Annotated in this window: 16 protein-coding genes; 9 read left to right on the top strand and 7 right to left on the bottom strand. The window is 62.7% G+C overall.

All coding sequences use genetic code 11. The features are described 5' to 3' along the window. Positions 1–55 precede the first annotated feature (55 nt). The 3 genes from fusA to rpsL form a co-directional block, all read right to left on the bottom strand. Positions 56–2,161 (bottom strand): elongation factor G, encoded by a 2,106-nt coding sequence (gene fusA, locus KO539_RS14785; protein ID WP_219310373.1) that lies wholly within the window; start codon positions 2,159–2,161, stop codon positions 56–58. Between the two features lie 108 nt (positions 2,162–2,269). Beyond that, positions 2,270–2,740 (bottom strand): 30S ribosomal protein S7, encoded by a 471-nt coding sequence (gene rpsG / locus KO539_RS14780; RefSeq protein ID WP_010394377.1) that lies wholly within the window; start codon positions 2,738–2,740, stop codon positions 2,270–2,272. Positions 2,741–2,892: 152 nt separating this feature from the next. Beyond that, the gene (gene rpsL, locus KO539_RS14775) at positions 2,893–3,276 is read right to left on the bottom strand and encodes a 30S ribosomal protein S12 (protein ID WP_010394376.1); all 384 of its coding nucleotides are present in this window, start codon (positions 3,274–3,276) and stop codon (positions 2,893–2,895) included. Positions 3,277–3,701: 425 nt separating this feature from the next. Here rpsL and KO539_RS14770 point away from each other — a divergent pair, with 425 nt between their 5' ends. Then, a complete protein-coding gene (locus tag KO539_RS14770) occupies positions 3,702–5,627 on the top strand; it encodes a phosphoethanolamine transferase (protein WP_219310372.1) in 1,926 nt (641 codons plus the stop codon). Between the two features lie 18 nt (positions 5,628–5,645). Here KO539_RS14770 and KO539_RS14765 read toward each other — a convergent pair whose 3' ends face one another. From KO539_RS14765 to KO539_RS14755, 3 genes are all read right to left on the bottom strand, one after another. Further along, positions 5,646–5,942, bottom strand: a complete 297-nt coding sequence (locus tag KO539_RS14765; RefSeq protein ID WP_035824005.1) for a hypothetical protein — start codon at positions 5,940–5,942, stop codon at positions 5,646–5,648. After that, on the bottom strand, positions 5,932–6,225 hold the full coding sequence (locus KO539_RS14760; RefSeq protein ID WP_035824003.1) for a BrnT family toxin: 294 nt from the start codon (positions 6,223–6,225) through the stop codon (positions 5,932–5,934). The genes KO539_RS14765 and KO539_RS14760 overlap by 11 nt, the downstream gene beginning before the upstream one ends. Positions 6,226–6,288: 63 nt before the next feature. Beyond that, a complete protein-coding gene (locus tag KO539_RS14755) occupies positions 6,289–7,854 on the bottom strand; it encodes a DNA mismatch repair protein MutS (protein WP_257626295.1) in 1,566 nt (521 codons plus the stop codon). 207 nt (positions 7,855–8,061) lie between these two features. Here KO539_RS14755 and KO539_RS14750 point away from each other — a divergent pair, with 207 nt between their 5' ends. The 8 genes from KO539_RS14750 (at position 8,062) to KO539_RS14715 (ending at position 16,993) form a co-directional block, all read left to right on the top strand. After that, positions 8,062–9,327 (top strand): efflux RND transporter periplasmic adaptor subunit, encoded by a 1,266-nt coding sequence (locus KO539_RS14750; protein ID WP_219310371.1) that lies wholly within the window; start codon positions 8,062–8,064, stop codon positions 9,325–9,327. Between the two features lie 36 nt (positions 9,328–9,363). Then, on the top strand, positions 9,364–10,080 hold the full coding sequence (locus KO539_RS14745; RefSeq protein WP_035823997.1) for an ABC transporter ATP-binding protein: 717 nt from the start codon (positions 9,364–9,366) through the stop codon (positions 10,078–10,080). 9 nt (positions 10,081–10,089) lie between these two features. Then, on the top strand, positions 10,090–11,412 hold the full coding sequence (locus KO539_RS14740) for an ABC transporter permease (protein ID WP_219310370.1): 1,323 nt from the start codon (positions 10,090–10,092) through the stop codon (positions 11,410–11,412). Between the two features lie 28 nt (positions 11,413–11,440). Beyond that, positions 11,441–12,679 (top strand): ABC transporter permease, encoded by a 1,239-nt coding sequence (locus KO539_RS14735; RefSeq protein WP_219310369.1) that lies wholly within the window; start codon positions 11,441–11,443, stop codon positions 12,677–12,679. Positions 12,680–12,707: 28 nt separating this feature from the next. Further along, positions 12,708–14,060 (top strand): sigma-54 dependent transcriptional regulator, encoded by a 1,353-nt coding sequence (locus KO539_RS14730; protein WP_219310368.1) that lies wholly within the window; start codon positions 12,708–12,710, stop codon positions 14,058–14,060. Then, entirely contained in the window at positions 14,060–15,391 is a 1,332-nt protein-coding gene (locus tag KO539_RS14725; RefSeq protein WP_219310367.1) for a PAS domain-containing sensor histidine kinase, read from the top strand. The genes KO539_RS14730 and KO539_RS14725 overlap by 1 nt, the downstream gene beginning before the upstream one ends. Positions 15,392–15,629: 238 nt before the next feature. Beyond that, entirely contained in the window at positions 15,630–16,154 is a 525-nt protein-coding gene (locus tag KO539_RS14720; protein WP_219310366.1) for an FxDxF family PEP-CTERM protein, read from the top strand. A 59-nt stretch (positions 16,155–16,213) separates the two neighbouring features. Beyond that, on the top strand, positions 16,214–16,993 hold the full coding sequence (locus tag KO539_RS14715; protein ID WP_219310365.1) for a spermidine synthase: 780 nt from the start codon (positions 16,214–16,216) through the stop codon (positions 16,991–16,993). Between the two features lie 10 nt (positions 16,994–17,003). Here the strand turns inward: KO539_RS14715 and KO539_RS14710 are convergent, their stop codons facing one another. Beyond that, entirely contained in the window at positions 17,004–18,488 is a 1,485-nt protein-coding gene (locus KO539_RS14710) for a PLP-dependent aminotransferase family protein (protein ID WP_219310364.1), read from the bottom strand. Positions 18,489–18,510 lie beyond the last annotated feature (22 nt).

The following is an 18,510-nucleotide window of genomic DNA, read 5'->3' as shown; positions in this document are numbered from 1 at the left end:
CAATGATTTAAATGTAGGGACCGGCATTCTCGTGAAAGCCGGCCCGGAACTTCTATTACTTAGCTTTCGAGCTTACGATTGCTTCAGTCACATGCTTAGGTGCTTCAGCATAGTGCTTGAATTCCATCGTGTAAGTCGCACGACCTTGGGTCGACGAACGCAACGACGTGGCGTAACCGAACATTTCCGACAGAGGCACTTCGGCCTTGATGATCTTGCCGCCACCGCCAGCAATTTCATCCATACCTTGCACCATGCCGCGACGCGACGACAGATCGCCCATCACGGTACCGGCGTAGTCTTCCGGCGTTTCCACTTCCACGGCCATCATCGGCTCCAGGATGACTGGCGATGCTTTGCGGCAGCCATCTTTGAATGCCATCGAAGCGGCCATGCGGAATGCATTTTCGTTCGAGTCAACATCATGGTACGAACCGAAGAACAGCGTGACTTTCACGTCAACGACTGGGTAACCAGCCATCACGCCCGAAGTCAGCGTGTCGCGCACACCTTTTTCAACTGCAGGGATGTATTCGCGAGGAACGGTACCGCCCTTGATCGCGTCAACGAATTCGAAGCCCTTGCCCGGTTCTTGCGGTTCGATCTTCAGAACCACGTGACCGTATTGACCACGACCACCCGATTGCTTGACGAATTTGCCTTCCGACTCTTCGCACACTTTACGGATCGTTTCGCGGTAAGCCACTTGTGGCTTGCCGACGGTCGCTTCAACGTTGAATTCGCGCTTCATGCGGTCAACGATGATGTCCAGATGCAACTCGCCCATACCGGCGATGATGGTCTGGCCCGATTCTTCATCGGTACGCACGCGGAACGATGGATCTTCTGCAGCCAGGCGGTTCAGCGCCAGGCCCATTTTTTCCTGGTCGGCCTTGGTTTTTGGCTCGACTGCCTGCGAAATCACTGGCTCAGGGAAGACCATGCGCTCCAGAACGACGCTGGCTTTCTCGTCGCAAAGCGTATCGCCAGTGGTGGTGTCTTTCAGACCCACAACGGCGGCGATGTCGCCAGCGCGCATTTCCTTGATTTCTTCGCGTTCGTTCGCTTGCATCTGCACGATACGGCCGATACGCTCTTTCTTCTGCTTCACGGAGTTCAACACCGAGTCGCCCGAATTCAGGGTACCCGAGTAGCAACGGATGAAGCACAACTGACCGACGAACGGATCGGTTGCGATCTTGAACGCCAATGCCGAGAATTTCTCATTGTCGTCAGCGGCGCGCTCGACTGGTTGCTCGTCCTCGTCCAGACCTGGGACAGGTGGAATGTCGATTGGCGATGGCAGGTACTCGATGACCGCGTCCAACATGGCTTGTACGCCCTTGTTTTTAAAGGCGGTACCGCACAACATTGGAACGATTTCGCTGGCGATGGTACGCTGACGCAGGGCAGCCTTGATCTCTTCTTCCGAGAGGTCGCCTTCTTCCAGGTACTTGTTCATCAGGTCTTCCGACGCTTCAGCAGCGGCTTCAACCATGTTTTCGCGCCACTTGGCAGCTTCAGCGGCCAGGTGTGCAGGAATCTCGCCGTATTCAAACTTCATGCCTTGCGAAGCGTCGTCCCAGATAACCGCTTTCATCTTGACCAGATCGATAACACCGGTGAAGACGTCTTCAGCGCCGATAGGCATCTGAATAGGTACTGGGTTGGCTTTCAGACGCGAACGCATCTGATCGTAGACCTTGAAGAAGTTGGCGCCGGTACGGTCCATCTTGTTCACGAAGGCCAGACGTGGCACTTTGTACTTGTTAGCCTGACGCCATACCGTTTCCGATTGTGGCTGCACGCCGCCGACTGCACAGTAAACCATGCAGGCGCCATCCAACACGCGCATCGAACGTTCCACTTCAATGGTGAAGTCAACGTGGCCTGGGGTGTCGATGATGTTGATGTGGTGAGCTGGGAAGTTGTTAGCCATGCCTTTCCAGAAGCACGTAACAGCAGCCGAGGTAATCGTGATACCGCGCTCTTGTTCCTGTGCCATCCAGTCGGTGGTGGCAGCGCCATCATGGACTTCGCCCAGCTTGTGGTTCACGCCTGTGTAGAACAGGACGCGCTCGGTCGTGGTCGTCTTACCTGCATCGATGTGAGCGGAGATACCGATATTACGATAGCGCTCAATGGGGGTCTTGCGGGCCATAATTAATCCTAAATGAATGGACAAAACCGAGCAGCATTTTTTTGCAAAAATGAGCCCGGCCTCGAACAACAGATGCTTGACAGCCGCCTTGCGGTAGCTGGCTTTATATTAGAAGCGGAAATGCGAGAACGCTTTGTTCGCTTCAGCCATACGATGGACTTCGTCGCGTTTTTTCATCGCGCCGCCGCGGCTTTCAGCCGCTTCCATCAGCTCACCGCCGAGGCGTTGTGGCATCGATTTTTCGCTGCGCTTGTTAGCAGCTTCACGCAACCAACGCATGGACAAAGCCATACGACGGACTGGGCGAACTTCGACCGGCACCTGGTAGTTTGCACCACCGACGCGACGGGATTTCACCTCAACCAACGGCTTGGCGTTGTTGATTGCGGTAGCAAAAACTTCGAGTGGATCTTTACCCGATTTTGCTGCGATGTGCTCGAAAGCACCGTAGATGATGTTTTCTGCAACCGATTTCTTACCGGACAGCATCAGCACGTTTACAAATTTAGCGACATCAGTGTTGCCGAATTTTGGATCTGGCAAAATTTCGCGCTTGGGTACTTCACGACGACGTGGCATATCAATTCCTTTCAATCTTCAGTTGAGCGCGCGTTCTTCGCACACTCGCGGACGACCATCATAGTCTTCCACTTACTCGACCAGATGCGGTCGACTACATTCACTTAGCTAGTTGCCACTGAGCGAAACTTGGGTTTGCTGCGTACAACTTATTACTTCTTGCCAGCTTTAGCGCGCTTGGTACCGTACTTCGAACGCGATTGCTTACGGTCTTTAACGCCTTGGGTATCCAGGGCACCGCGAACCATGTGGTAACGCACACCCGGCAAATCCTTGACGCGACCGCCGCGCAACAGCACAACACTATGCTCTTGCAGGTTATGGCCTTCACCGCCAATGTACGAAATGACTTCGAAACCATTGGTCAGACGAACTTTAGCGACTTTACGCAGAGCCGAGTTAGGCTTCTTTGGAGTCGTGGTGTAAACACGTGTGCAGACGCCACGTTTTTGCGGGCTGTTTTCCAGCGCCGGCGATTTGCTCTTCACGGTCAAAGCGACGCGTGGATTGCGAATCAATTGATTGATGGTTGGCATCGTTATAAATCCAACAAAAAACTACGATTAATAACCCGGGCAAGATGCCCGGCGACTAAAACCTCGTCCCGCTTTCATCTACTGCACACCGGAGGCGCCCGCAGCCACTCGATAAGGAGCGGCCATGAAATGCCAAGCAATACGTAAACGATGAGCAGAATAAAATCGAGAACTCGCTAGTTTAGACCTTGTGTTACAGGGGGTCAATCTGTTTACCGCTTTTTGCTATAAAAAAAGGCAAAAAAGCGGCACTTTTGTAGCATTTTGACTAATCTTTGACCGCGGCGCGCAGACGCCGCCGCCTCGCGGTGCTTGATGATTTGACATTCTTTCTCTGCCACCAAGCATCTGCCGCGCACATTCTTGTATGACCGCAAGACAACAAAAGGATTGATAATAGCGGACATTTTTCGCTGCCCTCCCTTATGCGCTCCTTGCTTCGCCCTGCCACTCTGTTCCTGCTCCTGACGTATGCCTTGCTGACGGCCGTACCCTTCATCCCCGCGCTGCTGGGACGTGCGCTCGAGCATCCCTGGCAGATGCTCACGTTCGAGCTGCTGGCCTGGCTGGCCGTCTGGAGCGTGTTCAAGCGTCCCGCGTATTTCCACTGGCTGCTGGTGCCTGCCTTCCTGGCCCTGCCGACGGAAATCTACCTGTTCATCTTCTATGGCCAGGGTATTTCCACGCACCACCTGGGCATCATCTTTGAAACCAGCCCCAAGGAAGCGATGGAATTCCTCGGACAAAAAGTGTGGCTGATGGGCGCCGTCATGCTGGGCGTGATCGCCTGGTGCGCGCTGAGCTGGTATGCGGCCGCACGCACGCGCGACCTGGACTGGCGCGGCAAGACGCGCCCGGCCGCCTTCGTGCTGCTGCTCCTGCTGGGCGGCTTCTGGGCCTATGGCCATGAATTCGGTTTCGAGGCCAAGGTCCTGCACAGCGCCACCGCACCGGCCAAGGCCAGCGGGCCGGCGGCCAGCGGCAAGGCGGGCGCCTCCGGCTTCGGCGACGCCAGCTCGGCCGACGATGACACGGCCGAGGAAGACGAGGAAAGCAGCAAGCCGGAAAACGCCAGCATCGCCGGCGCCGATGAAACGGGCCTGGGCTGGCCCAGCCTGCCCCACTGGGCGCGCCTGCCCTACGCCTTCGACACCGTCAGCAATTCCTGGCCTTTCGGCCTGGCCGCGCGCGGCTTCGATTTCTACAAGGAACGCCGGTACCTGGCCGAGCTGGGACAGAAAAGCAGCAGCTTCCGTTTCGGCGCGCACCAGCAACAGCCCGATACCCACCCGGAAGTGGTGGTCATGGTGATCGGCGAATCGTCGCGCTACGACCGCTGGAGCCTGAACGGCTATGAACGCGACACCAATCCCCTGCTGAAACAGGAAAGCAACCTGGTGCCGCTGGCCGACGTCATCACGGCCGTTTCCGCCACGCGCCTGTCCGTGCCCGTCATCATCTCGCGCAAGCCGGCCACGCAAAGCCTCAAGGATGGTTTTTCAGAGAAATCCTTCCTGACCGCCTATAAGGAAGCGGGTTTCAAGACCTACTGGCTGTCGAACCAGATCTCGTTCGGCCAGTTCGACACGCCCGTGTCCGTGTTTGCCAAGGAAGCGGACGTGGTGCAATTCCTGAACCTGGGCGGCTTTACCAACAATTCAAACTTCGACCAGATCCTGTTCGACCCGTTCAAGAACGCGCTGGCCGACCCGGCGCCGAAAAAACTCATCGTGCTGCACACCCTGGGCAGTCACTGGAACTACAGCCAGCGCTATCCGAAGGCGTTCGACAAGTGGCAGCCGTCGCTGTTCGGCGTCGACAAGCCCGTCTACACGGACACGGCCATCAAGCCGCAGCTCAACAACAGCTACGACAGCTCCATCCTGTACACGGACTGGTTCCTGTCGAACGTCATCGGCATGCTAAAGGACGACGGCCAGCGCACCGCCCTGCGCAGCTCGCTTGTCTACGTGGCCGACCACGGCCAGACCCTGTACGACGGCACTTGCCGCCTGGCCTTCCATGGCCACAACACGCAATTCGAATTCCATGTGCCCGCCTTCGTCTGGTATTCGCCGCAATTCCAGCAGCACTATCCGGACAAGGTAACGCAGCTGCGGCGCCATCAGAAGGCGCGCCTGTCGACGGAAAACATGTTTCATACGCTGCTCGACCTGGGCGACATCCGCTTTGCCGGCGAACAGCCCGAATGGAGCATCGCCAGCCCCCGCTTCAAGCAGCACAAGCGCTACGTCGACAGCTATGGCTGGACCAACTACGACAACGCCATCATCCGCGGCGATTGCCGCGAAGTGATCGACAAGAGCACGCCGGAAAAGCAGGACAAGTAAGCGGCGGGCGGGCGACTGTCAGGCCGCCGCGGAATGGCGTTCGGCATCGCGCTCGGCATCGCGCAGCAAGGCCTCCGGCACGCCGCGCTTTTTCAGCGCCGCGATCAGCCGCGCCGTCGAGCCCTGCGCCAGTTGCGCCTCATCGCGGCGCAAGCCGTCGCTCAGATAGGCCTTCAACAGCGTTTGATAACCGGCAAAGCCGCGTAGTGGCGCGATCTCTTTCATGGCGTCCACCACGTCGACCGGAATGCGCAAGGTAATCGACGTCATGGGACGATCTTTCGCCAGGCGGGTTTTCAAGCGGTCAGACAGCATATGCAGTTTCCTCCTTGTGATCCGCCATACGGGCGGAAATAATGCGGATGGCGACGTCCTCGATCTCGACATGTACCACGAACAGCAGCCGCCCGGCAGCATCGAAACCGATGGCGGCATCGCGTGCCTCCTGATTGCGCGAGGCTTCCACCAGCACCAGCAGCGGGTCGCCAAATACCTGCGCAGCCTCCTCGAACCGGATACCGTGCTTGCGCTGGTTCAGCTGCGCCTTGGCAGCATCCCATACAAACGCATCAGCCCCCAGGGTGAAGTGGACGTCCATTTAAAAAGATTAGCACACGTATTGACGATGTCAATACAAACCATCGCGTGGGAGCGCACGTCCTCAAGCCATGTCCAGCACGCCGCCGCAATCGGCCGGTTGCGCCATGTGCGTGCTGAGCCAGTCGAAGACGCGCCCGGCCTTGTCCGCTATGCCGGCGTCAAATCCGCGCTGGGCCAGCAGGGCGATGCCATTCGTTGCTTGCAGCACGCCGGGCGCCAGCAACAGCGCGCCGGCATCATCGCGGCGCACGCACCATGGCGCCAGGCAGTCCTCCAGCAGCGGCCCCAGCACCAGGTTGTGCGACGAGACGATCACCAGGTGGTCTGCGGCCAGACTGTGCAGCACGGCGGCGGCCGCCGCCACCGATTCGAGGTGGTTCGTGCCGCGGAAGATTTCATCGATCAGGAACAGGGCCGGCGCGCCCTCCTCGGCCAGCGCCAGCAATTCGCGCGCGCGCCGCAATTCGGCGATATACAAACTTTCGCCGCCATCGAGCGAGTCTTCATTCTGCATGCTCGCGTACACGACCAGGTGCGGCACATCGGCGCTGTCCGCATAACAGAAACCAAAGGCCCGCGCGCAGACCAGGTTCAGGCCTATGCAACGCAGCAAGGTGCTCTTGCCGATACCGTTTTGGCCGGAGATGAAGCAGCCCTTGCCCTGCACGCCGAACGACAGCGGTGCGGCATTCTCCAGCAAGGGATGCCGCATACCCTGCAAGGCCAGCGCGCGCGGCGCCGCGGTGCCCGCCCAGCAAAACACGGGGGCCGCACGCAGCTGCCGCGCCAGCGCCAGGTCCGCTTCCAGCTGGGCCACCTGGGTAAAGGTCTCGCGCAGGAAGGGCAGCTGCCGCGCCACCAGCTGGCGCGTGCGGAAATAGCGCTTGACGTTTTTCAGCAGCAGCCAGTCGCCATATTCGACCAGCAGCGTATCGATGAAGGGCACGTAATGCAGCAACGAGCGCTCGATGGCGCGCGTCAGCCTGGCCGCCTGCGCGCTGCCGGCAGCCAATGACGAGGCTGCCGGCACATCGAGCCGCACCAGCGCGGCACGGGTTTTCAGCAGGTGGCGCAAGGTATCGAGCGTGCGTTCCCACAGCTTGGCGCTTTCGTAAAAACGCACTTGCACGGTCATCAGCGCAACACAGGCGGCCAGCACGCCAAACAGCGCCGGCCAACCTGCCAGCCAGCTGGCGGCGATGGCCAGCAACAAGGCCAGCGGCACCAGCCATAGCCAGGCACCCCACCATGGCGCCGGCGGCAGCGCCGCACCGAACAGGGTCTCGCTCACTTCCGTATCGGCCTGGCGCAAGGGACGGCAGGCTTGCTGCAGGCTGGCCGCCTGGGCCGGCTCGTCCAGCAATCGCCGGACGCGTGCAATGGAGGCCGGATCGGCCTGGCCACCGCTCAGGCGCCGGTGCAGCTCCTGCTGGCCGAAGATGCTGGTCTCGCGCGCCAGTTGCGACGCATACTGGTCGAGCAGCAGCTCGTTCCAGGTCTGGCCATCGAGCGCTGGCGCCTCGCCCGTCAGCCGTTGCAGCATCGCCACGTCGCTGCGCGCAAAAGGATAATCGAGCGCTGGCGCCAAGGCACGGGCAGGGAAAAGTTGCTGGAGGAACGGATGCATGGCGCCTGGGGAAGAGTCAAAAAAGGAGTCGCCACAGCAGATGCAGGCGATTGCCAATTTATCAAGCACAACTTGCGCGGACGGACATACTGGACAGCGCGGACACTTCGGACAGCCGGACACGAGAATTTTTCTCCATTCAAATCAATGACTTAATCTCTGGCACGGATCGTGCATTGGAAAACGCATCCTTCACGAGACATGACCATGATCCGCGATACTTCCTCCCAAGACGCCGTACTGACCGCCCCGCCGGGCCAGCGCCACAAGCAACGCGCCCTGCTGCTGGCCGGCGCCGTCATCGTCATCGGCGCCGCCATCGCTGTCGTTGCCGGCTGGCGCAACAGCGAGCATTCCGTCAACAGCAGCCGCCTGCGCATCGCCGAGGTCACGCGCGGCACCCTGATCCGCGACGCGGCCGTCACTGGCCGCGTGGTTGCCTCGATCAGCCCGACCTTGTACTCGACCACGGTGGCCACTGTGACCTTGAAAGCCAAGGCGGGCGACACGGTGAAAAAGGGCGATATCCTGGCCATGCTGGAGTCGCCGGACCTGTCCGACGCCCTCAAGCGCGAACAATCGAGCGTGCAGCAGCTGGAGGCGGAAGTGGCGCGCCAGCAGATCCTGGCCAAGAAGCAGAAACTGCTGGCGCGGCGCGAAGCCGATACGGCCGAAATCGAGCGCCTGTCCGCGCAGCGCACGCTCGAGCGCTACGAAAGCGTGGCGCAGGTGGGCATCATCGCCAAGATCGATTACCAGAAGGCCAAGGATGCCTTGAATTCGGCCGATATCCGCAGCAAGCACGCTTCGCAGGCCGCAGGCCTGGAAAGCGAAGACGTGACCCTGGCCCTGAAAACAAAAAGCAATGAACTCGAACGCCAGCGCCTGAGCCGCGACAATGCCCAGCGCAGGGTCGACGAGCTGACCGTGCGCGCGCCCGTCAACGGCTTCATCGGCACCCTGTCGGTGGCCAACCGCAGCGTGGTGCAAGCCAATACGGCCCTGATGACCCTGGTCGACCTGTCGCAGCTGGAAATCGAGCTCGAGGTGCCGGAAACGTATGTCGCCGACATCGGCCTGGGCATGCGCGCCGAGATCGAAACGGGCGTCATCAAGGCGACCGGCAAGCTGTCGGCGCTGTCGCCGGAAGTAGTGAAAAACCAGGTGCTGGCGCGCGTGCGTTTCGACGGCGAGCAGCCGGCCGGACTGCGCCAGAACCAGCGCGTGGCGGCGCGCCTGCTGATCGATGAAAAACCGAATGTGCTGATGCTGGCGCGCGGCTCCTTCGTCGAAGCCGAAGGCGGCCGTTTCGCCTACGTCGTGCGCGACGGCGTGGCGATGCGCACACCGATCAAGCTGGGCGCGACCAGCGTGTCGGCCGTGGAAATTCTCGACGGCCTGAAGCTGGGCGACAAGGTGGTCGTCGCCGGCACGGAAAACTTCGAGAACGCTGCCCGCGTCTCGCTCAACTGAAGTTCAACTGAATATCACTCTACAAGAGGCCCCTCCATGCTGCGCATGCAAAACCTGAGCAAAGTCTACCGCACCCACATGATCGAAACCCACGCCCTGCGCGGCTTCGACATCCATGTGCGACAAGGTGAATTCGTCACCGTCACGGGGCCGTCCGGCTCGGGCAAGACAAGCTTCCTGAACATCGCCGGCCTGCTCGAGGAATTCACGGACGGCGAATACATCCTCGACGGCGTCAACGTCCGGGGCATGGACGACAATGCCCGCTCGCGCCTGCGCAATGAAAAGCTGGGCTTCATCTTCCAGGGTTTTAACTTGATTCCCGACCTGTCGCTGTTCGACAACGTCGACGTGCCGCTGCGCTACCGGGGCTTCAACCGCGCCGAACGCAAGGAGCGCATCGAAGAAGCGCTGGCCAAGGTGGGACTGGCGTCGCGCATGAAGCATTATCCAGCCGAATTGTCGGGCGGCCAGCAGCAGCGCGTGGCGATCGCGCGCGCGCTGGCCGGCTCGCCCAAGCTGCTGCTGGCCGATGAACCGACGGGCAACCTCGATACGCAGATGGCGCGCGGCGTGATGGAACTGCTGGAAGACATCAACGCGCAAGGCACCACCATCCTGATGGTCACGCACGATCCGGAACTGGCGCTGCGCAGCCAGCGCAATGTGCACATCATCGACGGCCAGGTGTCGGACCTGGTGCAGCACCGCGCCACGCTGTCGGCCAGGCCGCAGCACCCCGTGACAGCGTAAGGAGAAACCATGTTCCGCTACTATTTCACCTTGGGCCTGCGCAGCCTGCGCCGCAACCGCGCCCTGACGGCACTGATGGTGCTGACCCTGGCCGTTGGCGTGGCCGCCAGCGTGTCCACCGTCACCATCCTGCACGCCATGTCGGGCGATCCGCTGCCGCACAAGAGCGACCGCATGTTCGTGCCGATGATCGACATCCTGCCCGTCAAAGGCTACGTGCCAGGCGAAGAGCCCGGTTTCTCGCAAGCCCAGATGAGCTATATCGATGCGCGCAATTTCATGGCCAGCAAGGTGGGCGTGCGCCGTACCGTCATGTACGGCGTGGCCGGTCCGGTCGAACCGGCGCGCAAGGATATCGGTTCCTTCCAGGCCCAGGGCTTGGCGCCCACGCGTGATTTTTTCAGCATGTTCGACGCCCCCTTCCGGTACGGCCAGCCGTGGAGCGAAGCCGATGACGCCAGCGGTGCCGACGTGATCGTCCTGAGCCGCGCGCTGGCTGAAAAACTGGTGGGCACGAACAACCCGGTCGGCCAGCGCGTGACAGTGCTGGGCCGGCCCTACATGGTGACGGGCGTTTTGGCGACCTGGGACGTGGTGCCACGCCCGCACCGCATCATCGGCAGCAAGGGTGCTTTCGGCGCGGAAGACGAATTCTTCATTCCGTTTGCCAGCGCGATTCGCCACGAGACGGAACACGACGGCGGCATGAGCTGCAACGGCGACAATAGCGCACCCGGCTTCCAGGGCCGGCTCGCTTCGGGCTGCACCTGGCTGCAGTTCTGGTTCGAGATGGCCAGCAGCGGCGAGCGTGGCCAGTTGCAGCAGTATCTGGATGCCTATGCGGGCGAGCAGCGCAAGCTGGGACGCATGAAGCGCAACGCGCCGAACCGGCTGTACGACCTGAACGAATGGATGGGCTATTTGCATGTGGTCGACAACGACAACAAGCTGGCGGCCTGGCTGGCCTTCGGCTTTCTGCTGCTATGCCTGGTCAACACCATCGGCCTGCTGCTGGCGAAGTTTTCCGTGCGCGCCAGCGAGGTCGGCATCCGCCGCGCGCTGGGCGCCACGCGGCGCGACATCTTCCGCCAGTTCCTGATCGAAAGCGGCGTGATCGGCCTGGCCGGCGGGGTGATCGGCCTGCTGCTGGCGTTTGGCGCGCTGGCCGTGGTCAGCCAGCAGTCGAAGGAACTGGGCACCGTGGCGCACATGGATGTGCCGATGCTGTTGCTGACGTTTGCCATGTCGGTGCTGGCGGCCCTGCTGGCCGGCCTGCTGCCCACCTGGCGCGCCTGCCAGGTGACGCCGGCGATCCAGCTCAAATCCCAATGAACATCCTTTACCCAACATGAGGTCCAGCATGGAAATCCGTCCCATCCTGTCGGCGCTGATGCGCAGCAAAACCGGCGCCATCCTGGTGGCCGTGCAGATCGCGATCAGCCTGGCCATCCTGGCCAATGCCCTGCACATCGTCAACCTGCGCCAGGCCGTGGCCGCGCGGCCCACCGGCGTGGCCGCTGAAAACGACATTTTTTATGTCCATATCCAGAACATGAACCGCGGCAACCACCAGCGCCAGCTGTCCGAGCAGAAGCGCCAGGCGGCTCTGCTGCGCGCCTTGCCGGGCGTGCTGTCGGTGGCGCAAACGTCGCAGGCTGTGCTGTCGCGCTCAGGCCACTCCACCAGCGTGTCGGCCAAGCGCAGCCAGGTCACGCCCAGCGCCAACATCTCGACCTACGTCACCCCCGATGCCCTGGTCAAGACCTATGGCTTGAAGCTGGTGGAAGGACGCGACTTCCTGCCTGAGGAGGTACCCGAGATCGATGAAGATGTCGACGACCGCTCCCCCACGGTGGCCATCGTGACGCTGGCCGCGGCGCAAAAAATCTGGCCCGGCGAAACCAGCTTTGTCGGCAAGACGCTGTACCAGGGCAACGGCGCAGATGATCCCGAACTGCGCGTGGTCGGCGTCGTCGAACGGCTGCAGACGCAGGTGGGCCAGGTCAAGGCCGAAGGTGAATACTCGATCCTGCTGCCGGCGCGCCTGACGGGCGGGCGCGATTCGCTGCTGTATGCGGTGCGCGCCGAACCGGGCCAGCGCGACCGCCTGATGAAGGAGGCCGAGCAAGCCATCCGCACTGCCACCAGCGACCGCCTGCTGGTACGCACCGATACCCTGGAAAAGCACCGCACGTCACGCTATCGGGCCGACCGCGGCCTGTCATGGATGCTGATCGCCGTGTCGACCCTGCTGCTGCTGGTGACGGCCAGCGGCATCGTCGGCATCGCCAGCCTGTGGGTGACGCAGCGCCGCAAGCAGATCGGTGTGCGGCGTGCGCTCGGTGCCCGCCGCGTCGACATCCTGCGCTATTTTTTGACGGAGAATTTCATGATCACCAGCGTGGGCGTGGTCTGTGGCGTGCTGCTGGCCCTGGGCTTGAACCAGCTGCTGGTGAGCCAGCTGGAAATGGCCCGCCTGCCACCCGTCTATCTGCTGGCCGGCGCGCTCGTGTTCTGGCTGCTGGGCGTGGGCGCCGTGTACGGCCCGGCATGGCGCGCGGCCAGCATTTCGCCGGCCACTGCCACCCGCAGTACCTGAGCCGGCACCTGAGTGATATGCTGCGCGCATGCCTACCGTACTGATTATTGACGACAATGCCGCCGTGGCCATCGCGCTCGACGTGCTGTTCTCCCTGCACGAGATCGACGCCGTGCGCGCCGCCTCGCCCGAGGAAGGCCTGCACCTGCTCGAGCGCCACGCCATCGACCTGGTGGTGCAGGACATGAACTTCACGGCCGACACCACGTCGGGCGAGGAAGGCGGCGCGCTGTTCCACGCCATCCGCGCGCGCTACCCGGACCTGCCCGTGATCCTGCTGACGGCCTGGACCCAGCTCGACGCGGCCGTCGACCTGATCAAGTCCGGTGCGGCCGATTACCTGGCCAAGCCATGGGATGACCGGCGCCTGATCGCTTCCGTGCAGAACCTGCTGGAACTGGGCCAGGCCAACCGCGCGCTGCGCCAGCGCGTGGTGGCCGAGCAGCGCCAGCGCCACGCGCTGGAACACGACTTCGACTTGCGCGGCATGGTGTGGCAAGACCCGGCCACGGAAAGAGTCGTGCACCTGGCGTGCCAGGTGGCGCGGGCCGACGTGCCCGTGCTCATTTCGGGGCCGAACGGCAGCGGCAAGGAGCGCATCGCCGCCATCGTGCAAGCCAATTCCCAGGTCGCCGGCGGCCCCTTCGTCGTGCTCAATTGCGGCGCCGTGCCGGTCGAGCTGATCGAGGCGGAACTGTTCGGCGCGGAAGCGGGCGCCTACACGGGCATCACGCGCGCGCGCGACGGCAAGTTCGACGCGGCCGACGGCGGCACCCTGTTCCTCGACGAGATCGGCAACCTGCCGCTGGCCGGGCAAATGAAACTGCTGCGCGTGCTCGAAACGGGACGCTTCGAGCGCCTCGGCTCGAACCGCGAACGGCAAGTGAAAGTGCGCGTCATCAGCGCCAGCAACGCCGACCTGCCGGCGATGATCAAGGCCGGCACGTTTCGCGAAGACCTGTTCTACCGCCTCAACGTGATCGAACTGCGCCTGCCGCCACTGGCCCAGCGCCCGCTCGACATCCTGGTGCTGGCGCGGCATTTCCTGGGCAGTGACAAAACCCTGGACGCGCAAGCGCAGGCGACCTTGCTGGCGCACGGCTGGCCGGGCAACGTGCGCGAACTGAAAAACGTCATGCAGCGCGCCAGCCTGCTGACGGCCGGCCCGGTGATCGGCGCGCAGGAAACGGGCTTGCCGCTGGCGGGGATGCCATCGCCGCGCGCGCCGCACGATGGCGCCGCGACGGAGCCGGACCGCGACAGCGTCACCGCGGCGCTCGCGCGCGCGCACGGCGTGGTGGCGCAGGCGGCGCAGGAACTGGGGCTGTCGCGCCAGGCCCTGTACCGGCGCATGGAACGCCTGGGCATCGCGCGCGGCTGATGGCCTACCGTCCCATGCGCCTCTCCCTGCTCACGCGCTGGACGGCGCTGATCGTCACCCTGCTGGTGCTGGGCATCGTCATCGCCCTGCTGCTCGCGCATTTTTTGCCGGGCCAGCCGCTGCTGGTGCTGGCCGGTACCCTGTTGTGCGTGCTGCCGGTGGCCGTCATTACCATCCGCGCCCAGCTGCAATCGATGCTGTCGCTGTTTCGCGCCTTGAGCGGCACGGTGACGAGCTACCAGGACGGCGACTTCGGCTTCAGCCTGCGCTGGCCGCAGAACGATGAACTGGCCGACCTGGTGGCGGCCCACAATGCGCTGGGCGACGTGCTGCGCAAGCAGCGCCTGGAGCTGGTGCAGCGCGAACTGCTGCTCGACACCATGGTGCAAAACACGCCGGTGGCCATGCTGCTGGTGGCCGAGGGCAGCGCCATCGTCTACGCCAACCTGGCCGCGCGCCAGCTGCTGCACCACGGCCGCCGGCTCGAAGGGCGCCACCTGGCCGATATCGTGCGCGAGGCATCACCGGCCTTGGCCGAAGCGCTGGCGCGCGCCAGCGATGGCTTGTTTACCAGCGGCGAGGGGGAACAGGAAGAGGTGTATCACCTGGCGCGGCGCAGCTTCAGCCTGAACGGACGCAAGCACGAACTGCTGCTGTTGCGCCAGCTGACCCTGGAACTGCGGCGCCAGGAAGTACAGACCTGGAAAAAAGTCATCCGCGTCATCAGCCATGAGCTCAACAACTCGCTGGCGCCGCTGGCCTCGCTGGCCCATTCCGGCGCCGAGCTGGTGCGCCGCGGCCAGACGGAACGCCTGCCGCAAATCCTCGCCACCATCGAGGAGCGCACGCGCCACCTGGAAACCTTCATCCTCGGCTATGCGCGCTTTGCCAAGCTGCCCACGCCGCGCCTGGCGCCGTGCGAGTGGCAGCCGTTCCTCGACGGCCTGGCCTCGCAGGCGGCCTTCACGCTCGACTGCGTACCCCCCGCCCAGGAGGCCGTGTTCGATGCGGCGCAAATGCAGCAGGCGCTGCTGAACCTGCTCAAGAATGCGCTGGAATCGGGCTCGCGTGAGGAGCATATCGGCCTGCACGTCAGCCAGGCGCAAGGGCAGCTGCGCATCGAAGTGCGCGACCGCGGCCCGGGCATGAGCGGCGCCGTGCTGGAAAACGCGCTGGTGCCGTTTTATTCCACCAAGCGCAGCGGCACGGGACTGGGCCTGGCCCTGGCGCGCGAAATCGCCGAAGCCCATGGCGGGCGCATCACCCTGGCCAACCGCGAGGGCGGCGGTCTGGCGGTGACCTTGATCCTTCCATTACTGACTGGAAATTAATTTCCCGTGCAACGAATTTTTGATCACATGCTCTGCAATTATTTTTCAGTATTATATTGATAATTAGAGTTTTTAATATTGCAACATCGCGAGCGCCATGCCCGTGTGTTAGAAATAAGCTATTTAAGTTTGCATAATGATATAAAAATAGCTCATTGACAATGAAATGTCCTGGCGATAATTTATCTGAGCGGCACGGTTTTTTTGAAACATCAATCGTTTTTTCGCGGGGATAAAAATGAAACTGAAATCACTCATCGCAGTAGCACTCTTGAGCGCGGCTTCCATCGGCGTAGCCCAGGCAACAGCGTACAACGTGGACCTGAGCAACACTACCGGCGACCTGTGGACGGGCGGCTTCAACGCCACGCCCAATCCGCTCGGTGAATTTACCGATACCTTCACCTTCACTCCCGACGCGACTTTCGGCTCGACCGCGCAAGCCTTCCTGGCCAACTTGTCGGTCACGGGCAGCGATGCGGCCTCCATCAACTTCAGCGGCGCCAACCTGAACGGCATCGCCCTGACGGGCTTTGGCGGACCCACCGTCTTCGGCTATGCCCAGGGCGAGGTGCTGGCGCAAACCAGCCTGCTGTTCAACGGTCCAATGATCCTCACCGTCATGGGCAACAGCAATGGCGGCAGCTATGGCGGCACCTTCAACCTGAACCTTGCCCCGGTCCCCGAACCGGAAACGTATGGCATGCTGCTGGCCGGCCTGGGCGTACTGGGCTTCCTGGCACGGCGCCGCAAGCAATCTTGAGCTCCCTACCCGAAAGACGCTACGGCGTCTTTTTTTCGGCCGGCTGCTAAACTGGCGCCATGACGACCGACTTTACCTCCACCAGCCATACCGCTTTCAGCCACCCCGGCCACCCGCCGGCCACCACCACCGAACATCGCGGCATTCGCTACCTGCACCTGGGGACCAAATGGGTGCAGGGCGCCATGCGCCTGGACAAACCCGACGCCATCGAGCTCGAATACGTGCAGATGATGATGATGTGGATGCTGTTCAAGACGCAGCCCAGACGCATCGTGCAGCTGGGCCTGGGCAGCGCCGCGCTGACCAAGTTCAGCTACCGCCGCTTCCCCGACGCCACGGTCACGGCCATCGAACTCAATCCGAACGTGATCGCCATCTGCGGCGCCCAGTTCGCGCTGCCGCCAAACGACGCACGCCTCGACGTGCGTGAAATGAATGCGCTCGACTTCGTGCTCGATCCGGCCAACCACGGCACGGTCGACGCGCTGCAAGTGGACCTGTACGACGAGGACGCGCGCGGGCCCGTGCTCGACACGCCCGAGTTCTACCAGGCCTGCTTCGACTGCCTGACGGACGACGGCATCATGTGCACGAATGTCTTCGGCGACTTCCCCAACTATGACAAGAATTTGCAGGCGATGGAGCTGGTCTTCGACGCCGTCGTCTGGGTGCCGGAAGTGGAAGATGAAAACATCGTCGTTCTCGCTTTCAAAAAATCGCCATCGCTCGACTTCAGTGAGCTATACGAACGCGCCGCCACCATCAAGAAGCAGTTCAACCTGCCCGCCAAGAACTGGGTCAACGGCTTGAAGCAGTGGATGCAGGATCAGCAATAACATAGCTGCATCACGCCGGCAGCAGCGCGCCCAGCCGACGCGCCAGGCCATCCATGTGTTCGGCCGGCACCTGCGCATAACCGAGCAGGAAACCGTTCCAGCCCGCACCTTCACCCATCCTGTCGCCCGTGCCATGCGCGGACAACGCCAGCGCCACGATGCCGTCCTGCGCGGCGCTGCGGCTCAGCGCCAGGTCATCCCATGCGCGATCGTGAAAACGCAGCGCCAGGTGCATGCCGGCCGTGCCGCCATGGATGGCCGCGCCGCCACACGCATGGCGCTGCAGGGCTTCGCTCAAGGCATCGCGGCGCTGGCGATACAGGCGGCGCATGCGGCGCACGTGGCGCGCAAACAGGCCGCTGCGCAGGAACTCGGCCAGCGCCAGCTGTTCGGCCACGCGTCCGCGCGCGGCGCCCTGCGCCTGCATCTGCGCGAAGGCCACGGCCAGAGCGGCCGGCACGACGATAAAGGCGATGCGCAAGGCGGGAAACATGGTCTTGCTGAAGGTACCCAGGTACACGACGGGGGCGTCTGCCACCAGTCCCTGCATGGCGGCCAGAGGCGGGCCACCATGGCGAAACTCGCTGTCGTAATCATCTTCGATGATCAGGGCGCCGGCGGCGCGGGCGCGTTCGAGCAGCGCCATGCGGCGCGCGGGACTGAGCACGCTGCCCGTCGGATACTGGTGCGACGGCGTCGTGTAGATCAGGCGCGGCGGCGTCTCGCGCCAGTCGTCATCGGTCGGCGCGATGCCATCCATGTCGACGGCGATACCGGTCACCTGCAAGCCGGCGCCACGGCCCGCCGCCAGCGCGCCGCCATAGCCGGGATGCTCGATCCACAAGGTATCGCCCTGGTCGGCAAAGGCGCGCAGGCAGACATCGAGGCTGCTCTGCGTGCCGTCCGTGATGAACACCTGGCCCGCATCGCAGACGACGCCGCGCGCGGCGCGCAAATGCTCGGCGATGGCCATGCGCAGTTGCGGCTCGCCGGCAGGGTCGCCGTAATTGAGCTGGCGCGGCGTCAGCGCGCGCCACGCGCGGTCCAGCATGCGGCGCCACTGCGCCAGCGGGAATTCGTCGAGCGCCGGCACGCCGGGCGCGAACGCCCCCATGGCGTCGGCGGGAAACACCAGCGCCGCATTCACATCCTGTCCCGCCACGCCGCGCAAATGCCGTGCCCGGCGCGATAATCCATCATGACCACCGCTCACTGACGATGCCACCGGCACCCCGGCGCTGCCAGCGACGACGGTGCCGCGCCGGTCCGGCAAGACAAACCCTTCGCTGGCCAATTGCTCGTAGGCGTACAGCACGGTATTGCGCGCCAGCCCCAGTTCGGCGGCCAGCACGCGCGTGGCGGCCAGGCGCGTGCCGGGCGCCAGCTGACCGCTGCGGATCGCCGCGCGCAGGCATTCATGCAGCAGGCGCTGGCGCGGCCAGCCCCGCTCTCGGTGCGTGCACTCGAACGCGTTCAGCAGCAAAGCATAATCCATGCGACATCCTTGATTGTGGCTC

The organism is Janthinobacterium sp. NKUCC06_STL, from assembly GCF_019345455.1.
GTDB classification, from domain to species: domain Bacteria; phylum Pseudomonadota; class Gammaproteobacteria; order Burkholderiales; family Burkholderiaceae_D; genus Janthinobacterium; species Janthinobacterium rivuli.
This window is presented reverse-complemented; position numbering and strand designations above follow the sequence as displayed.